Below are 13,644 nucleotides of genomic sequence, written 5' to 3' on the forward strand. Positions count from 1 at the left end.
CCTCCACACCTACAACCACCACCGCTGCCACACCGCACTGGACGGACACCCGCCCATCAGCCGGGTAAACAACGCTGCAGGTCAATACACCTAGGCGGCGGAGAGCTGCGGGTCGGCCTGGGCGGGGATCTCCGCCTGCTCGGCCGGCCGCTCGCGCAGGCTCAGGGCGATCCGGAGCACGGCGATCCACACCAGGCAGGAGCCGAGCATGTGGGCGGCGACCAGGGCCTCGGGGACCTGGGTGGCGTACTGCACGTAGCCGATCGCGCCCTGGGCGAGCAGCACGACCAGCAGGTCGCGGGCGCGGGCCCGGGTGTCGGCGGGAGCGTCCACGACGCGCAGGACCAGCCACATCGCGATGGCGAGCGCGCACACCAGCCAGGCGGAGACGGCGTGCACATGGGCGGTGGTGTCCCAGTCGAAGGGCATCCGCTTGATCTCGCTGCTGTCGCCGGCGTGCGGACCGGAGCCGGTCACGACGGTGCCCGCCGCGATCAGGACGAGGGTGGTCGCGAGCAGCGCCCACGACAGCTTGCGCACCGGGCCGGGCACGCGCGGCCGGGGGGCGCCGTCACCTTCGCGGGTGCGCTGCCAGGTGACCGTCGTCACGGTGATCAGCGCGGTGGCGAGGAGGAAGTGCCCGGCCACGCTGTACGGGTTGAGCCCGGTCAGGACGGTGATGCCGCCCAGTACGGCGTTGGCCATCACGGTGAAGAACTGCACCCAGCCGAGCTTCGTCAGGGAGTGCCGCCAGGGCTTGGCCGAGCGGGCGGCGATGATCGCCCAGCCGACGGCCGCGCTGAGCACGTAGGTCAGCATGCGGTTGCCGAATTCGATGGCGCCGTGGAAGCCCTGCTCCTGCGTCACGATCAGGCTGTCGTCGGTGCACTTGGGCCAGGTGTCGCAGCCGAGGCCGGATCCGGTCAGCCGTACCGCGCCGCCGGTGACGACGATGACCACGCTCATGACGAGCGCGGCGAGTGCGGCCCGCTGGACGGTCCGGGGTGACGGGGTCCAGCGGCTGGCGATGTGGGCGAGGGGGTTCAACACGCCCCATATCGTAGGCGACCCCTTGTGCAAAGTTTCACGAGGGGGTGGCCAGGGGCGTGTCCGGGCCGAAGACCAGCCGGTACCTCGCCCCCGCGGGGTCGCCCTCCTCCTGCCACCACAGGAGGATGCGCCAATGGGCGCCGTCGCCCGGGTAGTCCGCCGAGCCGGCGAACCCGCGTACTAAATCACCCGCTACGTCCTCGGCCGTCCGATTCCTTACTTCTGTGGTGCTGTGCCAGGGATGTTCGAGCACGCTCCACAGGCCGTCGGGTCCGCGCACCTCGAAGCGCCACACGGCGAGCCAGGGGGTGACCTCCAGCATCGTGCGCACCTGCTCGGCGTCGAGCCCCAGCCCGGCCGCGATCCGCGGCTCCGCCACCCCCTGGATACGGGCGGCCACCACGGCCCGGGGCAGCAGCCGTTCGGGCAGCAGTCCCTGCGTACGCAGGCTGACCAGCGAGCCGAAGGTCAGGAAGCGCAGCCGCAGTTCCAGCTGGCGGCCGATGTGGTCGAGGGCCTCCTCGGCCTCCCCGGACTCCTCCGCGGCCGGGTCCGCGAGCAGCAGCCGGCGGAAGTCGGACTCGGCTGCCACGGCCCAGGCCACGGCCTCCTCGGCGAACCCCAGCTCGGCGAGGCGGTCCCCGAGGAACACCTTGGCCTGGGCCAGCCCCCGTCGGTTGACCGGATCCCGCTGGTCCAGTCCCGCCCACACCTCCACCGCGGTCCGGGTCAGATCGCGGGCGCGCTCACCGGCCGCCCGCTCCATGGCGCTCGGCCCCTCGCCGGCGGCCGGGCCCAGCGGGTGCTTGGGCAGCCGGGCCCCGTCGCTGAGCGGCCAGGAGAGCCAGACCCCCTGGTTGATCAGCCCGCGGGCGTACCAGCGGGCGAACTCGGGGGACTGCCCGGCCGCGCGCTCGGAGCTGCGCAGCCCCTCCTCGATCGTGGCGAGGGCGCCCGCGCGGTCCCCCGCGGCGAACCGCGCGGCGGCCCGGTCGGCGAGGCGCAGCCCGAGCAGCGCGGTGCACCGAGGGTCGTCCGTGAACGGGCGCAGGGCGCCGATCAGCTCGTCGAGGAGCCGCTCGCGCTCCCCGGGCTCCGTCTGCTCCGCCCCCGACCGCACCCGTGCCCATTGATCGTCCAGCCGTAGAACGGCGTCCCGCTGCACCATGTCCGCCCCCCGGCTTCATGTGTGAGGGGCCCATCCTCGCGGCATCGCCGCCGCGAGGGGAGGGATTTCATTCCCAGCGGAAGAGCCGCGCGGCGGCGCCCAGACCGAGTACGGCCCAGCCCGCCAGTACGGCCGCGTCGCTCCAGGGGAGCGAAGCACCGTGCTGGAGCACCTCGCGCAGCCCGTCGGACAGGGCCGCGATGGGCAGCAGCCCCAGGACGGACTGCGCGGCCTCCGGGAACTTCTCCAGCGGCACGATCACCCCGCCGCCGACCAGCAGCAGCAGGAAGACCAGGTTGGCGGCGGCCAGGGTCATCTCGGCCTTGAGGGTGCCCGCCATCAGCAGCCCGAGGCCGGAGAAGGCGGCGGTGCCCAGCAGGATCAGCGCGGCCACCGACAGCGGGTCGCCCTGCGGGGACCAGCCCAGCGCGAGGGCGATCACCGTCAGCAGGGCGATCTGCAGTACCTCGGTGACCAGTACCGAGAGGGTCTTGGCGGCCATCAGGGCCCAGCGCGGCAGCGGGGAGGCCCCGAGCCGCTTGAGGACCCCGTAGCGGCGGTCGAAGCCGGTGGCGATGGCCTGGCCGGTGAAGGCGGTGGACATCACGGCGAGCGCCAGGATCCCGGGCGCGAGGAAGTCCACGGACTTCCCGCTGCCCCCTTCCTGAACGGGCACACTGACGATGTCCACGGCGGAGAACAGGGTCAGCAGCAGCGCCGGGATGATCACGGTCAGCAGCAGCTGTTCCCCGTTGCGCAGCAGCATCCGGGTCTCCAGCGCCGTCTGCGCGAGGATCATGCGGGACACGGGCGCGGCCCCCGGGCTGGGGGTGAACGTACCGGCGCTCATGCGCGCAGCTCCTTGCCTGTCAGTTCGAGGAAGACGTCCTCAAGCGTGTGCCGCTCCACCGTGAGGCTGCTCGGCATCACGCCGTGCTGCGCGCACCAGGAGGCGACGGTGGCCAGCAGCTGCGGGTGGACGTCGCCGGTGACCCGGTAGACGCCCGGGGTGAGCTCGGCGGCCTGGGTGCCGTCGGGCAGCGCCTTCAGGAGCGAGGCGAGGTCGAGGGAGGGGCGGCCGGTGAAGCGCAGGGTGTTCTCGGCGCCGCCGCGGCACAGCTGCTCGGGGCTGCCGTGGACGATGACCTTGCCCGCGTCCACGATGGCGACCTCGTCGGCGAGCTGCTCGGCCTCGTCCATGTGGTGGGTGGTGAGGGCGACGGTGACCCCGTCGGTGCGCAGCTCCCGTACGAGGTCCCAGGTCGCGCGGCGGGCCTGCGGGTCCAGGCCGGCGGTGGGCTCGTCGAGGAAGACCAGCTCGGGGCGGCCCACGACGGCCATGGCCAGGGCCAGGCGCTGCTGCTGGCCGCCGGAGAGCCGGCGGTAGGGGGTGCGGCCGCAGCCGCCGAGTCCGAGGCGTTCCACCAGGGTGCCGACGTCGAGCGGGGCGGCGTAGAGCTTGGCCATGTGGCGGAGCATCTCGACGGCGCGGGCTCCGGAGTAGACGCCGCCGGACTGCAGCATCACGCCGATCCGCGGGCGCAGGGCCCCGGCCTGGGCGACCGGGTCGAGGCCGAGGACGCGGACGGTGCCGGCGTCCGGGCGGCGGTAGCCCTCGCAGGCCTCCACCGTGGTCGTCTTGCCCGCGCCGTTGGGACCGAGGACCGCGGTGACGGAGCCGCTCCGGACGGTGAGGTCCAGGCCGTCCACCGCGGTCTTGGTGCCGTACCGCTTCACCAGTCCGCGGATCTCCACGGCGGGGTCGTTGCTCATGAGGGGTGAGTCTACGGAGCCGGGGGAGGGGCCGGGGGTCCCGGGGTCGGGGCCTCTTCGTCTCCGGTTCGTCGTCGGTTCGGAGCCGGGGATTCGAACGCCGCGTCGCGAATACTGTTCTTTTTCAGTCGGACGGTCCTGGAGACGTCGGCATGTTTCCGTGATCTTTTCCGGAAGCCGCTTTTCTCGGCGCCGGGGAACCGCCGCGGGCGCAGGTGTGCTGGTGGGGGCGGTTTTCGGGCTCGTCGGGGGCATCCCGAAAAGTAGCGGAATGATGCCCTCCGAATAACTCTCCGTCGATAAATAAGGTAACCCTTAGTGATGGAGGCCACCAGGGGTGGCGTCCATCACGGCTTGTCGCCGCTCGGTTAATTACGCAACAATGGCGTTGTGAAATACGGCGAACGGCAGATCGACACCCTCCAGGGGGAGCTCGGCACCGGGGAGCGGTCAACCCGCAACCGCGTGGCGCGCTCGATCCTGGACCACGGTCCGTCCACCGTCGCCGACCTCGCCCAGCGTCTCGGCCTCACCCAGGCCGCCGTCCGCCGCCACCTCGACACGCTCGTCACCGACGACGTGGTCGAACCCCGTGAGCAGCGTGTGTACGGTGCGCGCACCCGGGGTCGGCCCGCCAAGGTCTTCGCGCTCACCGACTGCGGCCGCGACGCCTTCGACCAGTCCTACGACACGCTCGCCGCGGACGCCCTGCGCTGGATCGCGGAGTCGGCCGGCGGCGGCGAGCAGGGCGAGGTGGCCGTCGCCGCCTTCGCCAGGTCGCGGATGGAAACGCAGGCGCAGGCCTACAAGGAGGCCGTCGAGGCCGCCGCCCCGCAGGAGCGCACGGAGGCCCTTGCCAGGGCGTTGACCACGGACGGGTACGCTGCTACGGCGAAGAGCGCTCCCGGTCCGCACAGCGGTGAACAGCTCTGCCAGCACCACTGCCCGGTCGCACACGTCGCCGAGCAGTTCCCGCAGCTCTGCGAGGCGGAGACCGAGGTCTTCTCCCGCCTGCTGGGGACCCATGTGCAGCGCCTCGCCACGATCGCCCATGGCGACGGGGTGTGCACGACGTTCATTCCGCGTGGCGCGAGCACTACACAGACCGACACATCAGTATCTGCAAGTACGGCCGGGAGGAACCCCGCATGACCACGGAGATCGCTCACCCTGAGCTCGATGGCCTGGGCACTTACGAATACGGCTGGGCCGACTCCGACGCGGCCGGTGCCGCTGCCAAGCGGGGTCTGTCCGAAGAGGTCGTCCGCGACATCTCGGCGAAGAAGTCCGAGCCGGAGTGGATGCTCAAGCTCCGCCTCAAGGGCCTGAAGCTGTTCGACAAGAAGCCCATGCCGAACTGGGGTTCCGACCTCTCGGGCATCGACTTCGACAACATCAAGTACTTCGTGCGTTCCACCGAGAAGCAGGCCGCTTCGTGGGAGGACCTGCCCGAGGACATCAAGAACACGTACGACAAGCTCGGCATCCCGGAGGCGGAGAAGCAGCGCCTCGTCGCCGGTGTCGCGGCCCAGTACGAGTCCGAGGTCGTCTACCACCAGATCCGTGAGGACCTGGAGGAGCAGGGCGTCATCTTCCTCGACACGGACACCGCGCTCAAGGAGCACCCGGAGCTCTTCCAGGAGTACTTCGGTACGGTCATCCCGGTCGGCGACAACAAGTTCGCGTCGCTGAACACCGCGGTGTGGTCCGGCGGCTCCTTCATCTACGTCCCCAAGGGCGTGAAGGTCGACATCCCGCTCCAGGCCTACTTCCGCATCAACACGGAGAACATGGGCCAGTTCGAGCGGACGCTGATCATCGTCGACGAGGACGCCTACGTCCACTACGTCGAGGGCTGCACCGCCCCGATCTACTCCTCGGACTCGCTGCACAGCGCCGTGGTCGAGATCATCGTCAAGAAGGGCGGCCGCTGCCGCTACACGACGATCCAGAACTGGTCGAACAACGTCTACAACCTGGTCACCAAGCGCGCCGTGGCGTACGAGGGCGCGACCATGGAGTGGGTCGACGGCAACATCGGTTCCAAGGTCACCATGAAGTACCCGGCCGTCTACCTGATGGGCGAGCACGCCAAGGGCGAGACCCTGTCCATCGCCTTCGCGGGCGAGGGCCAGCACCAGGACGCCGGCTCCAAGATGGTCCACATGGCGCCGAACACCTCCTCGAACATCGTCTCCAAGTCGGTGGCCCGAGGCGGCGGCCGCACCTCCTACCGAGGCCTGGTCGAGATCGGCGAGGGCGCCCACGGCTCGAAGTCCAACGTGCTGTGCGACGCGCTCCTGGTCGACACCATCTCCCGCTCGGACACGTACCCCTACGTGGACGTCCGTGAGGACGACGTCTCCATGGGCCACGAGGCCACGGTCTCCAAGGTCTCCGACGACCAGCTCTTCTACCTGATGAGCCGCGGTATGACGGAGTTCGAGGCGATGGCCATGATCGTGCGCGGCTTCGTCGAGCCCATCGCGCGTGAGCTGCCCATGGAGTACGCCCTGGAGCTCAACCGGCTGATCGAGCTGCAGATGGAGGGATCGGTCGGCTGACCGCCGGCCGCGCGGCATCCCCCGCCGCACATCCTTTGACGTAGGCAGTGTTCTTTAAAGAGAGTGAGCAAGACGACAGCCATGGCTGAGGCTCAGAACATTCCGGCGGGTTCGACCACCGCCGGCGCGATCGCGGTGGCCGCCGAGTCCACCGTTGCCACCCGGATGAGTGCGCCCCCGTCCTTCGACGTGGCGGACTTCCCGGTTCCGAACGGCCGCGAGGAGGAGTGGCGCTTCACGCCGCTCGCCCGCCTCAAGGGCCTGCACGACGGCACCGCGGTCGCCAACGGCACCATGAAGGCCCAGATCGACGCGCCCGAGGGCGTCACGGTCGAGTCGGTGGAGCGCGGCGACGCGCGCATCGGCAAGGCCGGCACCCCGGTGGACCGGATCGCCGCCCAGGCGTTCTCGTCCTTCGCCAAGGCCACGGTCGTCACCGTGCCCAAGGAGACGGTCCTGACCGAGCCGGTGCGCGTGACGCTGCACGGCGAGGGCGGCACCACCTTCGGCCACACCGTCTTCGACGTGCAGGCCTTCGCCGAGGCCGTCATCGTCATCGACCACACCGGTGACGGCGTGCGCGCCGCCAACGTCGACTTCCTGGTCGGCGACGGCGCCAAGCTCACCGTCGTGTCCGTGCAGGACTGGGACGACACCGCCGTCCACTGCTCCCAGCACAACACGCTGGTCGGCCGCGACGCGACCTTCAAGTCGGTCGTGGTCACCTTCGGCGGCGACCTCGTGCGCATCCACCCGCGCATCAGCTACGCCGGCCCCGGCGGCGAGGCCGAGCTCTTCGGCCTGTACTTCACGGACGCCGGCCAGCACCAGGAGCACCGCCTCCTGGTCACGCACGACGCCCCGCACTGCAAGTCGAACGTGGTCTACAAGGGCGCGCTCCAGGGTCAGGACGCCCACGCCGTCTGGATCGGCGACGTGCTCATCCAGAAGAGCGCCGAGGGCACCGACACCTACGAGATGAACCGCAACCTCGTCCTCACGGACGGCGCGCGGGTCGACTCGGTGCCGAACCTGGAGATCGAGACCGGCGAGATCGTCGGCGCCGGCCACGCCTCCGCGACCGGCCGCTTCGACGACGAGCAGCTCTTCTACCTGCAGGCCCGTGGCATCCCGGCCGACGAGGCCCGCCGCCTGGTCGTCCGCGGCTTCTTCGCGGAGCTCGTCCAGCAGATCGGTGTCGACGACATCGAGGAGCGCCTGCTCAACAAGATCGAGACCGAGCTCCAGGGTTCCGTCTGATGAATTACGTCAAGGCCTGCGCGCTCAGCGAGCTGGAGGAGAACACCCCGAAGCGGGTGGAACTCGACGGCACGCCGGTCTCCATCGTCTCCACCGAGGGGGAGGTGTTCGCGATCAACGACATCTGCTCGCACGCGAACGTCTCGCTCTCGGAGGGCGAGGTCGAAGACTGCATGATCGAGTGCTGGCTGCACGGGTCGGCCTTCGACCTGCGCACCGGCAAGCCCTCGGGTCTGCCCGCGACGCGCCCCGTACCCGTATACCCCGTAAAGATCGAAGGGGACGACGTGCTCGTCTCCCTCACCCAGGAGTCCTGAGGTATCCATGGCAACGCTTGAAATCCACGACCTGCACGTCTCCGTCGAGGCCGAGAACGGCGCCCGCGAGATCCTCAAGGGCGTCGACCTCACCGTCAAGCAGGGTGAGACGCACGCCATCATGGGTCCGAACGGCTCCGGCAAGTCCACCCTGGCGTACTCGCTCGCCGGTCACCCGAAGTACACCATCACCGGTGGCACCGTGACCCTCGACGGCGAGAACGTCCTGGAGATGTCCGTCGACGAGCGCGCCCGCGCCGGCGTCTTCCTCGCGATGCAGTACCCGGTCGAGGTCCCCGGTGTCTCGGTCTCCAACTTCCTGCGCACCTCGGCCACCGCGATCCGCGGCGAGGCGCCGAAGCTGCGTACCTGGGTGAAGGAGGTCAAGTCCGCGATGGAGCAGCTCCAGATGGACCCGGCCTTCGCCGAGCGCAACGTCAACGAGGGCTTCTCCGGCGGTGAGAAGAAGCGCCACGAGATCCTGCAGCTGGAGCTCCTGAAGCCGAAGATCGCGATCCTCGACGAGACCGACTCCGGTCTCGACGTCGACGCCCTGCGCCAGGTCTCCGAGGGCGTCAACCGCGTCCGCGCGACCGGTGAGGTCGGCACGCTGCTGATCACGCACTACACGCGGATCCTCCGCTACATCAAGCCCGACTTCGTCCACGTCTTCTCCGAGGGCCGCATCGCCGAGTCCGGTGGCGCCGAGCTCGCCGACAAGCTGGAGGCCGAAGGCTACGAGTCGTACAGCACGAAGGGTGGCGCGACCGCGTGACACAGTTGCCTGGCCTCCTCGACATCGAGGCGATCCGAAAGGACTTCCCCCTTCTGGATCGTGTGGTCCACGACGGGAAGAAGATCGTTTACCTGGACAACGCGGCGACCTCGCAGAAGCCGCGCCAGGTGCTCGACGCGCTGAACGAGTACTACGAGCAGCACAACGCCAACGTCCACCGTGGCGTGCACGTGCTCGCCGAGGAGGCCACGGCGCTGTACGAGGGCGCTCGCGACAAGGTCGCCGCCTTCATCAACGCGCCGAGCCGCGACGAGGTGATCTTCACCAAGAACGCCTCGGAGTCGCTCAACCTGGTCGCGAACATGCTCGGCTGGGCGGACGAGCCCTACCGGGTCGACCGCGAGACCGAGATCGCCATCACGGAGATGGAGCACCACTCCAACATCGTGCCGTGGCAGCTGCTCTCGCAGCGCACCGGCGCGAAGCTGAAGTGGTTCGGCCTCACCGACGACGGCCGGCTCGACCTGTCCAACATCGAAGAGGTCATCACGGAGAAGACGAAGATCGTCTCCTTCACGCTGGTCTCCAACATCATGGGCACGGTCAACCCGGTCGAGGCGATCGTGCGGCGCGCCCAGGACGTCGGCGCCCTCGTGCTGATCGACGCCTCCCAGGCCGCCCCGCACATGCCGCTGGACGTGCAGGCGCTCGGCGCCGACTTCGTGGCCTTCACCGGCCACAAGATGTGCGGCCCGACCGGCATCGGCGTCCTCTGGGGCCGGCAGGAGCTCCTGGAGGACCTGCCTCCGTTCCTCGGCGGCGGCGAGATGATCGAGACCGTGTCGATGCACGCCTCGACCTACGCCCCGGCGCCCCACAAGTTCGAGGCGGGTACGCCCCCGATCGCCCAGGCCGTCGGCCTCGGCGCGGCCGTGGACTACCTGACCGCGATCGGCATGGACAAGATCGCCGCGCACGAGCACGCGATCACCGAGTACGCGATCAAGCGCCTCGCGGAGGTGCCCGACCTGCGGATCATCGGCCCCACCACGGCCGAGGACCGCGGCGCCGCGATCTCCTTCGTCCTGGGCGACATCCACCCGCACGACGTCGGCCAGGTGCTGGACGAGCAGGGCATCGCGGTCCGCGTGGGACACCACTGCGCGCGCCCCGTCTGCCTGCGCTACGGAATTCCTGCGACGACGCGAGCGTCTTTCTACCTGTACTCCTCTCCGGCCGAGGTCGACGCGCTGATCGACGGGCTGGAGCACGTACGGAACTTCTTCGGCTGACGGACGAGGCGACGAGGACGCAGTGAAGCTGGATTCGATGTACCAGGAACTCATCCTGGACCACTACAAGCACCCGCACGGGCGTGGCCTGCGCGACGGCGACGCCGAGGTGCACCACGTCAATCCGACGTGCGGTGACGAGATCACGCTGCGCGTGAAGTACGACGGCGAGACGCTGACCGACGTCTCCTACGAGGGCCAGGGCTGCTCCATCAGCCAGGCCAGCGCGTCCGTACTGAACGAGCTGCTCGTGGGCAAGGAACTGGCCGAGGCGCAGAAGATCCAGGCAGTCTTCCTGGAGATGATGCAGTCCAAGGGCAAGATCGAGCCCGACGAGGCCATGGAGGAGGTGCTGGAGGACGCGGTCGCGTTCGTCGGCGTCTCCAAGTACCCGGCTCGTGTGAAGTGTGCTCTGCTGAGCTGGATGGCGTGGAAGGACGCGACGGCCCAGGCTCTGGGCGGCGCGGAGAGGGAGACGGCATGACCGAGAACGCGACGCCCGAGGCGTCGATCAAGCCGGCCACCGAGGAGGAGGTCCGCGAGGCCCTCTACGACGTGGTCGACCCCGAGCTGGGCATCGACGTCGTCAACCTGGGCCTGATCTACGGCATCCACATCGACGACGCGAACATCGCCACCCTCGACATGACGCTGACCTCGGCGGCCTGCCCGCTGACGGACGTCATCGAGGACCAGGCGAAGTCGGCGACGGACGGCATCGTCAGCGAACTTCGCATCAACTGGGTCTGGATGCCGCCGTGGGGCCCGGACAAGATCACGGACGACGGCCGCGAGCAGCTCCGCGCGCTCGGCTTCAACGTCTGAGCCGTTGTGAACGAGGAAGGGCCCCCGGCATCGTGCCGGGGGCCCTTCGCGTGTCGGACGGTCGGCCGGCCGGTCGGTCGGACGGACGGGCGGCGGTTCGTCCGGCCGCTCAGCCGTCCGTTCGTCCGTCAGCCCTGTCCGTCAGCCTGTCCGTCCGTGGGTGCGGCGGGTGCGGTGGGTGTGGCCGTGGGGCCGGTGCCGGGGGTCTCCGCGGCGAGTTCGGCGAGGATGGCGGAGGCCAGGTCCTCGCGCCGGATCCGCTGGTCCACGTACAGCAGATTGCTGAACAGCTGTGTGTACGCGATCTGGAACATCTGGCTCACGCCGCTGCCGATCAGCACGAACAGGAAGCCGAGCACGAGGGCGACGATCATGCCTGCCGACGGGCCGGTTCCCTCGCCCCCCTCGGCCATGAGCGGGATCATCCCGAACATGCCGATGAGCTGGAAGGGCATCTGGATCATGTAGGCGATGCTCATCCCGATCATGCTGCCGACCAGGGTGATGCCGAAGATCCGCCACCACTCGCCCTTGACCAGTGCGGCCGAGCGGCGCAGCGCGGTGACGGGACCGGCCTCCTCCATGACCACCACGGCGGGGGCCAGGCCGAGCCGGGTGGCGAGCCAGATGCTCACCGGGGCGGCGAGCAGCATGAGCGCGGGCAGGAGCAGCACGATCCCGGGCGACGGGTCGCCACCGGCGGCGGAGGCGATCATCAGCGGAATCCACACCACGAGGGCGGCGAACACGGGGGCGCCCGCGATCAGCCCCGTGAGCGCCAGCGCGCCCAGGACGGCGGGCGTCCGCCGCAGGGCCGTGCGCCACATCGCGCGGAAGGTGGTGGGCCGGCCCATGACTGCCTCGCGGAGGACCGCCGGGCACAGGGCGGTGAGCACCGCCATGCCCAGCAGCCCCACGGCACACAGGAACACGAACAGCGTGATGCCCGCGACGAGCAGCGGCGTGAGGTCCTCGGCCGACGGTTCCTCTCCGTAGGGCCGGTCGAAGACCGGCTCGATGTGGTCGTACACCGCGGCGACGGCGATGCCCGCCAGCAGGGCCATGACCAGCAGGCAGATGCCCTGTACGGCCAGCATCACGCCGACCAGCTGCTTCCAGTGGCGGCCTAGCGTGGCGAACGAGGCGCTCACGATGTCCCCGAGACCCAGTGGCTTCAGGGGTACCACCCCGGGCTTCGGCGGTGGCGGCGGAGCCCATCCTCCCCAGTGCGGCGTGCCGCCCGGGCCGCCCGGCCCCGGTGCGCCCGTGGATCCCCACCCTGCGTTCTGCGTCATGCGTCTGCTCCGTCTGTTCGTTCCCCCATCGAACGCACACGGTATACCAGCATGTCAGGGACATGGCGGCGACTTTCCCGGCCGCTTGTGTACGCGCGTACGCATCGATGTGTACAGTTGTACGCATGCCCTACGTCATGCTTGCCGCGGCCATCGCCGCCGAGGTCGCCGGAACCACCGCCATGAAGTACAGCGACGGCTTCACGAAGCTGTGGCCGTCGCTGGGCACCCTGCTGGGCTACGTCATCGCCTTCACCCTGCTCGCGCAGACGCTGAAGTCGATGTCGGTCGGCACGGCCTACGCGATCTGGGCGGGTGTCGGCACCGCCGCGATCGCCGCCATAGGCATGGTGTTCCTGGGCGAGGCGGCCACCGCCGCCAAGATCGCCGGGATCGCCCTGGTGATCGGCGGGGTGGTCCTGCTGAATCTCGGCGGGGCCCACTGATGACCCCCGGTGTCCGGCGCTACGACCCGGACCGGCGGCAGCGGATCATCGACGCGGCGCTCCGGGTGGTGGGCGAGCGGGGCATCGCCGGGCTGACCCACCGCAGCGCCGCAGCGGAAGCAGACGTACCGCTCGGGTCGACGACGTACCACTTCAAGACGCTGGACGACCTGTTGGTCGCCGCGCTGCGCCAGGCCAACGAGGGCTTCGCGCGGGCGGTGGCGGACTCGGCCGCACTGACCGACCCGGACGCGGACCTCGCCGGGGCCCTGGCCCGCCTGCTCGGGGAGTTCCTGGCGGCGGACCGGGGCCGGGTCGAGCTGGAGTACGAGCTCTACCTCGCGGCCCTGCGCCGCCCGGCGCTGCGGCCGGTGGCGGCGCAGTGGTGCGAGGCGATGTCGGCGGCGCTGACCCCGCGGACCGACCCGGTGACCGCGCGGGCGCTGGTGGCGGCCATGGACGGGATCGGCCTGCAGGTCCTGCTGACGGACGCCGCGTACGACGAGGAGTACGCCCGCGAGGTCCTGCGGCGGATCCTGCGGCCGGCGTAGGCGCGCCGCTGCCGCTAGGGGGTGTCTTGCCGATCAGGCCGGGCTCGCGGCGTCCGGTGCCGCGCCTCGCCGCGTTGTCCTCGGTCGGCGACGCTCCGCGTCGCCTCCCTCGTCCGCCGTGCGATGCTTCCCGTCGGCCCTGGTGGGCCTGGGGAGACCCCATGGCACCGGCCGACGCTCCCTGATCCGGCCTGACCGGCAAGACGCCCCCTAGGACTCCGCCCCGCGCGCCGGTCCTCGGACGCCGGCGGGCCTGCACGACCGGGTCCGGGCGGGGCCCGGCTCCGGAAGGTGCGGGGGCGCGGCTCCGCAGGCGGCGGCCTGGTGATCCGGCGGCCCGGCGGTCCGGCGGCCCGGCGGTCCGGTG

Annotated in this window: 15 protein-coding genes; 10 read left to right on the forward strand and 5 right to left on the reverse strand. The window is 70.2% G+C overall.

Features of this window, described 5'->3' with window-relative positions:
- Positions 1-90: 90 nt before the first annotated feature.
- The 4 genes from ACFY0D_RS33370 to ACFY0D_RS33385 form a co-directional block, all read right to left on the reverse strand.
- On the reverse strand, positions 91-1,080 hold the full coding sequence (locus tag ACFY0D_RS33370; protein ID WP_390801678.1) for a heme A synthase: 990 nt from the start codon (positions 1,078-1,080) through the stop codon (positions 91-93).
- A gap of 4 nt (positions 1,081-1,084) precedes the next feature.
- A complete protein-coding gene (locus tag ACFY0D_RS33375) occupies positions 1,085-2,218 on the reverse strand; it encodes a hypothetical protein (RefSeq protein WP_390801679.1) in 1,134 nt (377 codons plus the stop codon).
- A 67-nt stretch (positions 2,219-2,285) separates the two neighbouring features.
- Positions 2,286-3,068 (reverse strand): ABC transporter permease, encoded by a 783-nt coding sequence (locus ACFY0D_RS33380; RefSeq protein WP_390801680.1) that lies wholly within the window; start codon positions 3,066-3,068, stop codon positions 2,286-2,288.
- Positions 3,065-3,991, reverse strand: coding sequence for an ABC transporter ATP-binding protein (locus tag ACFY0D_RS33385; protein ID WP_390801681.1), 927 nt, complete (start codon positions 3,989-3,991; stop codon positions 3,065-3,067). Before ACFY0D_RS33385 ends, ACFY0D_RS33380 begins: the two co-directional genes overlap by 4 nt.
- Before the next feature lie 390 nt (positions 3,992-4,381).
- Here ACFY0D_RS33385 and ACFY0D_RS33390 point away from each other — a divergent pair, with 390 nt between their 5' ends.
- The 8 genes from ACFY0D_RS33390 (at position 4,382) to ACFY0D_RS33425 (ending at position 10,985) form a co-directional block, all read left to right on the forward strand.
- A complete protein-coding gene (locus ACFY0D_RS33390) occupies positions 4,382-5,143 on the forward strand; it encodes a helix-turn-helix transcriptional regulator (protein ID WP_390801682.1) in 762 nt (253 codons plus the stop codon).
- Complete coding sequence (gene sufB, locus ACFY0D_RS33395; RefSeq protein WP_390801683.1) at positions 5,140-6,555, forward strand: Fe-S cluster assembly protein SufB; 1,416 nt, start codon at positions 5,140-5,142, stop codon at positions 6,553-6,555. The genes ACFY0D_RS33390 and sufB overlap by 4 nt, the downstream gene beginning before the upstream one ends.
- An 81-nt stretch (positions 6,556-6,636) precedes the next feature.
- Complete coding sequence (gene sufD, locus ACFY0D_RS33400; RefSeq protein WP_390801684.1) at positions 6,637-7,815, forward strand: Fe-S cluster assembly protein SufD; 1,179 nt, start codon at positions 6,637-6,639, stop codon at positions 7,813-7,815.
- Positions 7,815-8,132 (forward strand): bifunctional 3-phenylpropionate/cinnamic acid dioxygenase ferredoxin subunit, encoded by a 318-nt coding sequence (locus tag ACFY0D_RS33405; RefSeq protein WP_030009135.1) that lies wholly within the window; start codon positions 7,815-7,817, stop codon positions 8,130-8,132. Before sufD ends, ACFY0D_RS33405 begins: the two co-directional genes overlap by 1 nt.
- 7 nt (positions 8,133-8,139) lie before the next feature.
- Entirely contained in the window at positions 8,140-8,907 is a 768-nt protein-coding gene (sufC, locus tag ACFY0D_RS33410) for a Fe-S cluster assembly ATPase SufC (protein WP_390801685.1), read from the forward strand.
- Positions 8,904-10,160 carry a cysteine desulfurase gene (locus ACFY0D_RS33415; RefSeq protein ID WP_030009137.1) on the forward strand — a complete coding sequence of 419 codons (1,257 nt, stop codon included), beginning with the start codon at positions 8,904-8,906 and terminating at the stop codon, positions 10,158-10,160. Before sufC ends, ACFY0D_RS33415 begins: the two co-directional genes overlap by 4 nt.
- A 22-nt stretch (positions 10,161-10,182) precedes the next feature.
- Positions 10,183-10,644, forward strand: a complete 462-nt coding sequence (gene sufU / locus ACFY0D_RS33420; protein ID WP_150256905.1) for a Fe-S cluster assembly sulfur transfer protein SufU — start codon at positions 10,183-10,185, stop codon at positions 10,642-10,644.
- Positions 10,641-10,985, forward strand: coding sequence for a metal-sulfur cluster assembly factor (locus tag ACFY0D_RS33425; RefSeq protein ID WP_030009139.1), 345 nt, complete (start codon positions 10,641-10,643; stop codon positions 10,983-10,985). Before sufU ends, ACFY0D_RS33425 begins: the two co-directional genes overlap by 4 nt.
- 128 nt (positions 10,986-11,113) lie before the next feature.
- Here ACFY0D_RS33425 and ACFY0D_RS33430 read toward each other — a convergent pair whose 3' ends face one another.
- Entirely contained in the window at positions 11,114-12,136 is a 1,023-nt protein-coding gene (locus ACFY0D_RS33430) for a hypothetical protein (RefSeq protein WP_390801686.1), read from the reverse strand.
- Between the two features lie 269 nt (positions 12,137-12,405).
- Between ACFY0D_RS33430 and ACFY0D_RS33435 the strand changes: the two genes are divergently transcribed.
- Both ACFY0D_RS33435 and ACFY0D_RS33440 read left to right on the forward strand, forming a co-directional pair.
- Positions 12,406-12,726 (forward strand): multidrug efflux SMR transporter, encoded by a 321-nt coding sequence (locus ACFY0D_RS33435; protein ID WP_189735897.1) that lies wholly within the window; start codon positions 12,406-12,408, stop codon positions 12,724-12,726.
- Entirely contained in the window at positions 12,726-13,277 is a 552-nt protein-coding gene (locus tag ACFY0D_RS33440) for a TetR/AcrR family transcriptional regulator (protein WP_390801687.1), read from the forward strand. Before ACFY0D_RS33435 ends, ACFY0D_RS33440 begins: the two co-directional genes overlap by 1 nt.
- Positions 13,278-13,644: the final 367 nt, after the last annotated feature.

Source organism: Streptomyces sp. NPDC001502, from assembly GCF_042894785.1.
GTDB classification, from domain to species: domain Bacteria; phylum Actinomycetota; class Actinomycetes; order Streptomycetales; family Streptomycetaceae; genus Streptomyces; species Streptomyces kutzneri.

What these genes read in the sequence shown, in the direction of transcription:
- ACFY0D_RS33375 (WP_390801679.1), bottom strand. Translation starts at nt 2,218, where the DNA reads ATGGTGCAGCGGGACGCCGTTCTACGGCTGGACGATCAATGGGCACGG.
- ACFY0D_RS33380 (WP_390801680.1), bottom strand. Translation starts at nt 3,068, where the DNA reads ATGAGCGCCGGTACGTTCACCCCCAGCCCGGGGGCCGCGCCCGTGTCC.
- ACFY0D_RS33385 (WP_390801681.1), bottom strand. Translation starts at nt 3,991, where the DNA reads ATGAGCAACGACCCCGCCGTGGAGATCCGCGGACTGGTGAAGCGGTAC.
- sufB (WP_390801683.1), top strand. Translation starts at nt 5,140, where the DNA reads ATGACCACGGAGATCGCTCACCCTGAGCTCGATGGCCTGGGCACTTAC.
- sufD (WP_390801684.1), top strand. Translation starts at nt 6,637, where the DNA reads ATGGCTGAGGCTCAGAACATTCCGGCGGGTTCGACCACCGCCGGCGCG.
- ACFY0D_RS33405 (WP_030009135.1), top strand. Translation starts at nt 7,815, where the DNA reads ATGAATTACGTCAAGGCCTGCGCGCTCAGCGAGCTGGAGGAGAACACC.
- sufC (WP_390801685.1), top strand. Translation starts at nt 8,140, where the DNA reads ATGGCAACGCTTGAAATCCACGACCTGCACGTCTCCGTCGAGGCCGAG.
- ACFY0D_RS33425 (WP_030009139.1), top strand. Translation starts at nt 10,641, where the DNA reads ATGACCGAGAACGCGACGCCCGAGGCGTCGATCAAGCCGGCCACCGAG.
- ACFY0D_RS33435 (WP_189735897.1), top strand. Translation starts at nt 12,406, where the DNA reads ATGCCCTACGTCATGCTTGCCGCGGCCATCGCCGCCGAGGTCGCCGGA.
- ACFY0D_RS33440 (WP_390801687.1), top strand. Translation starts at nt 12,726, where the DNA reads ATGACCCCCGGTGTCCGGCGCTACGACCCGGACCGGCGGCAGCGGATC.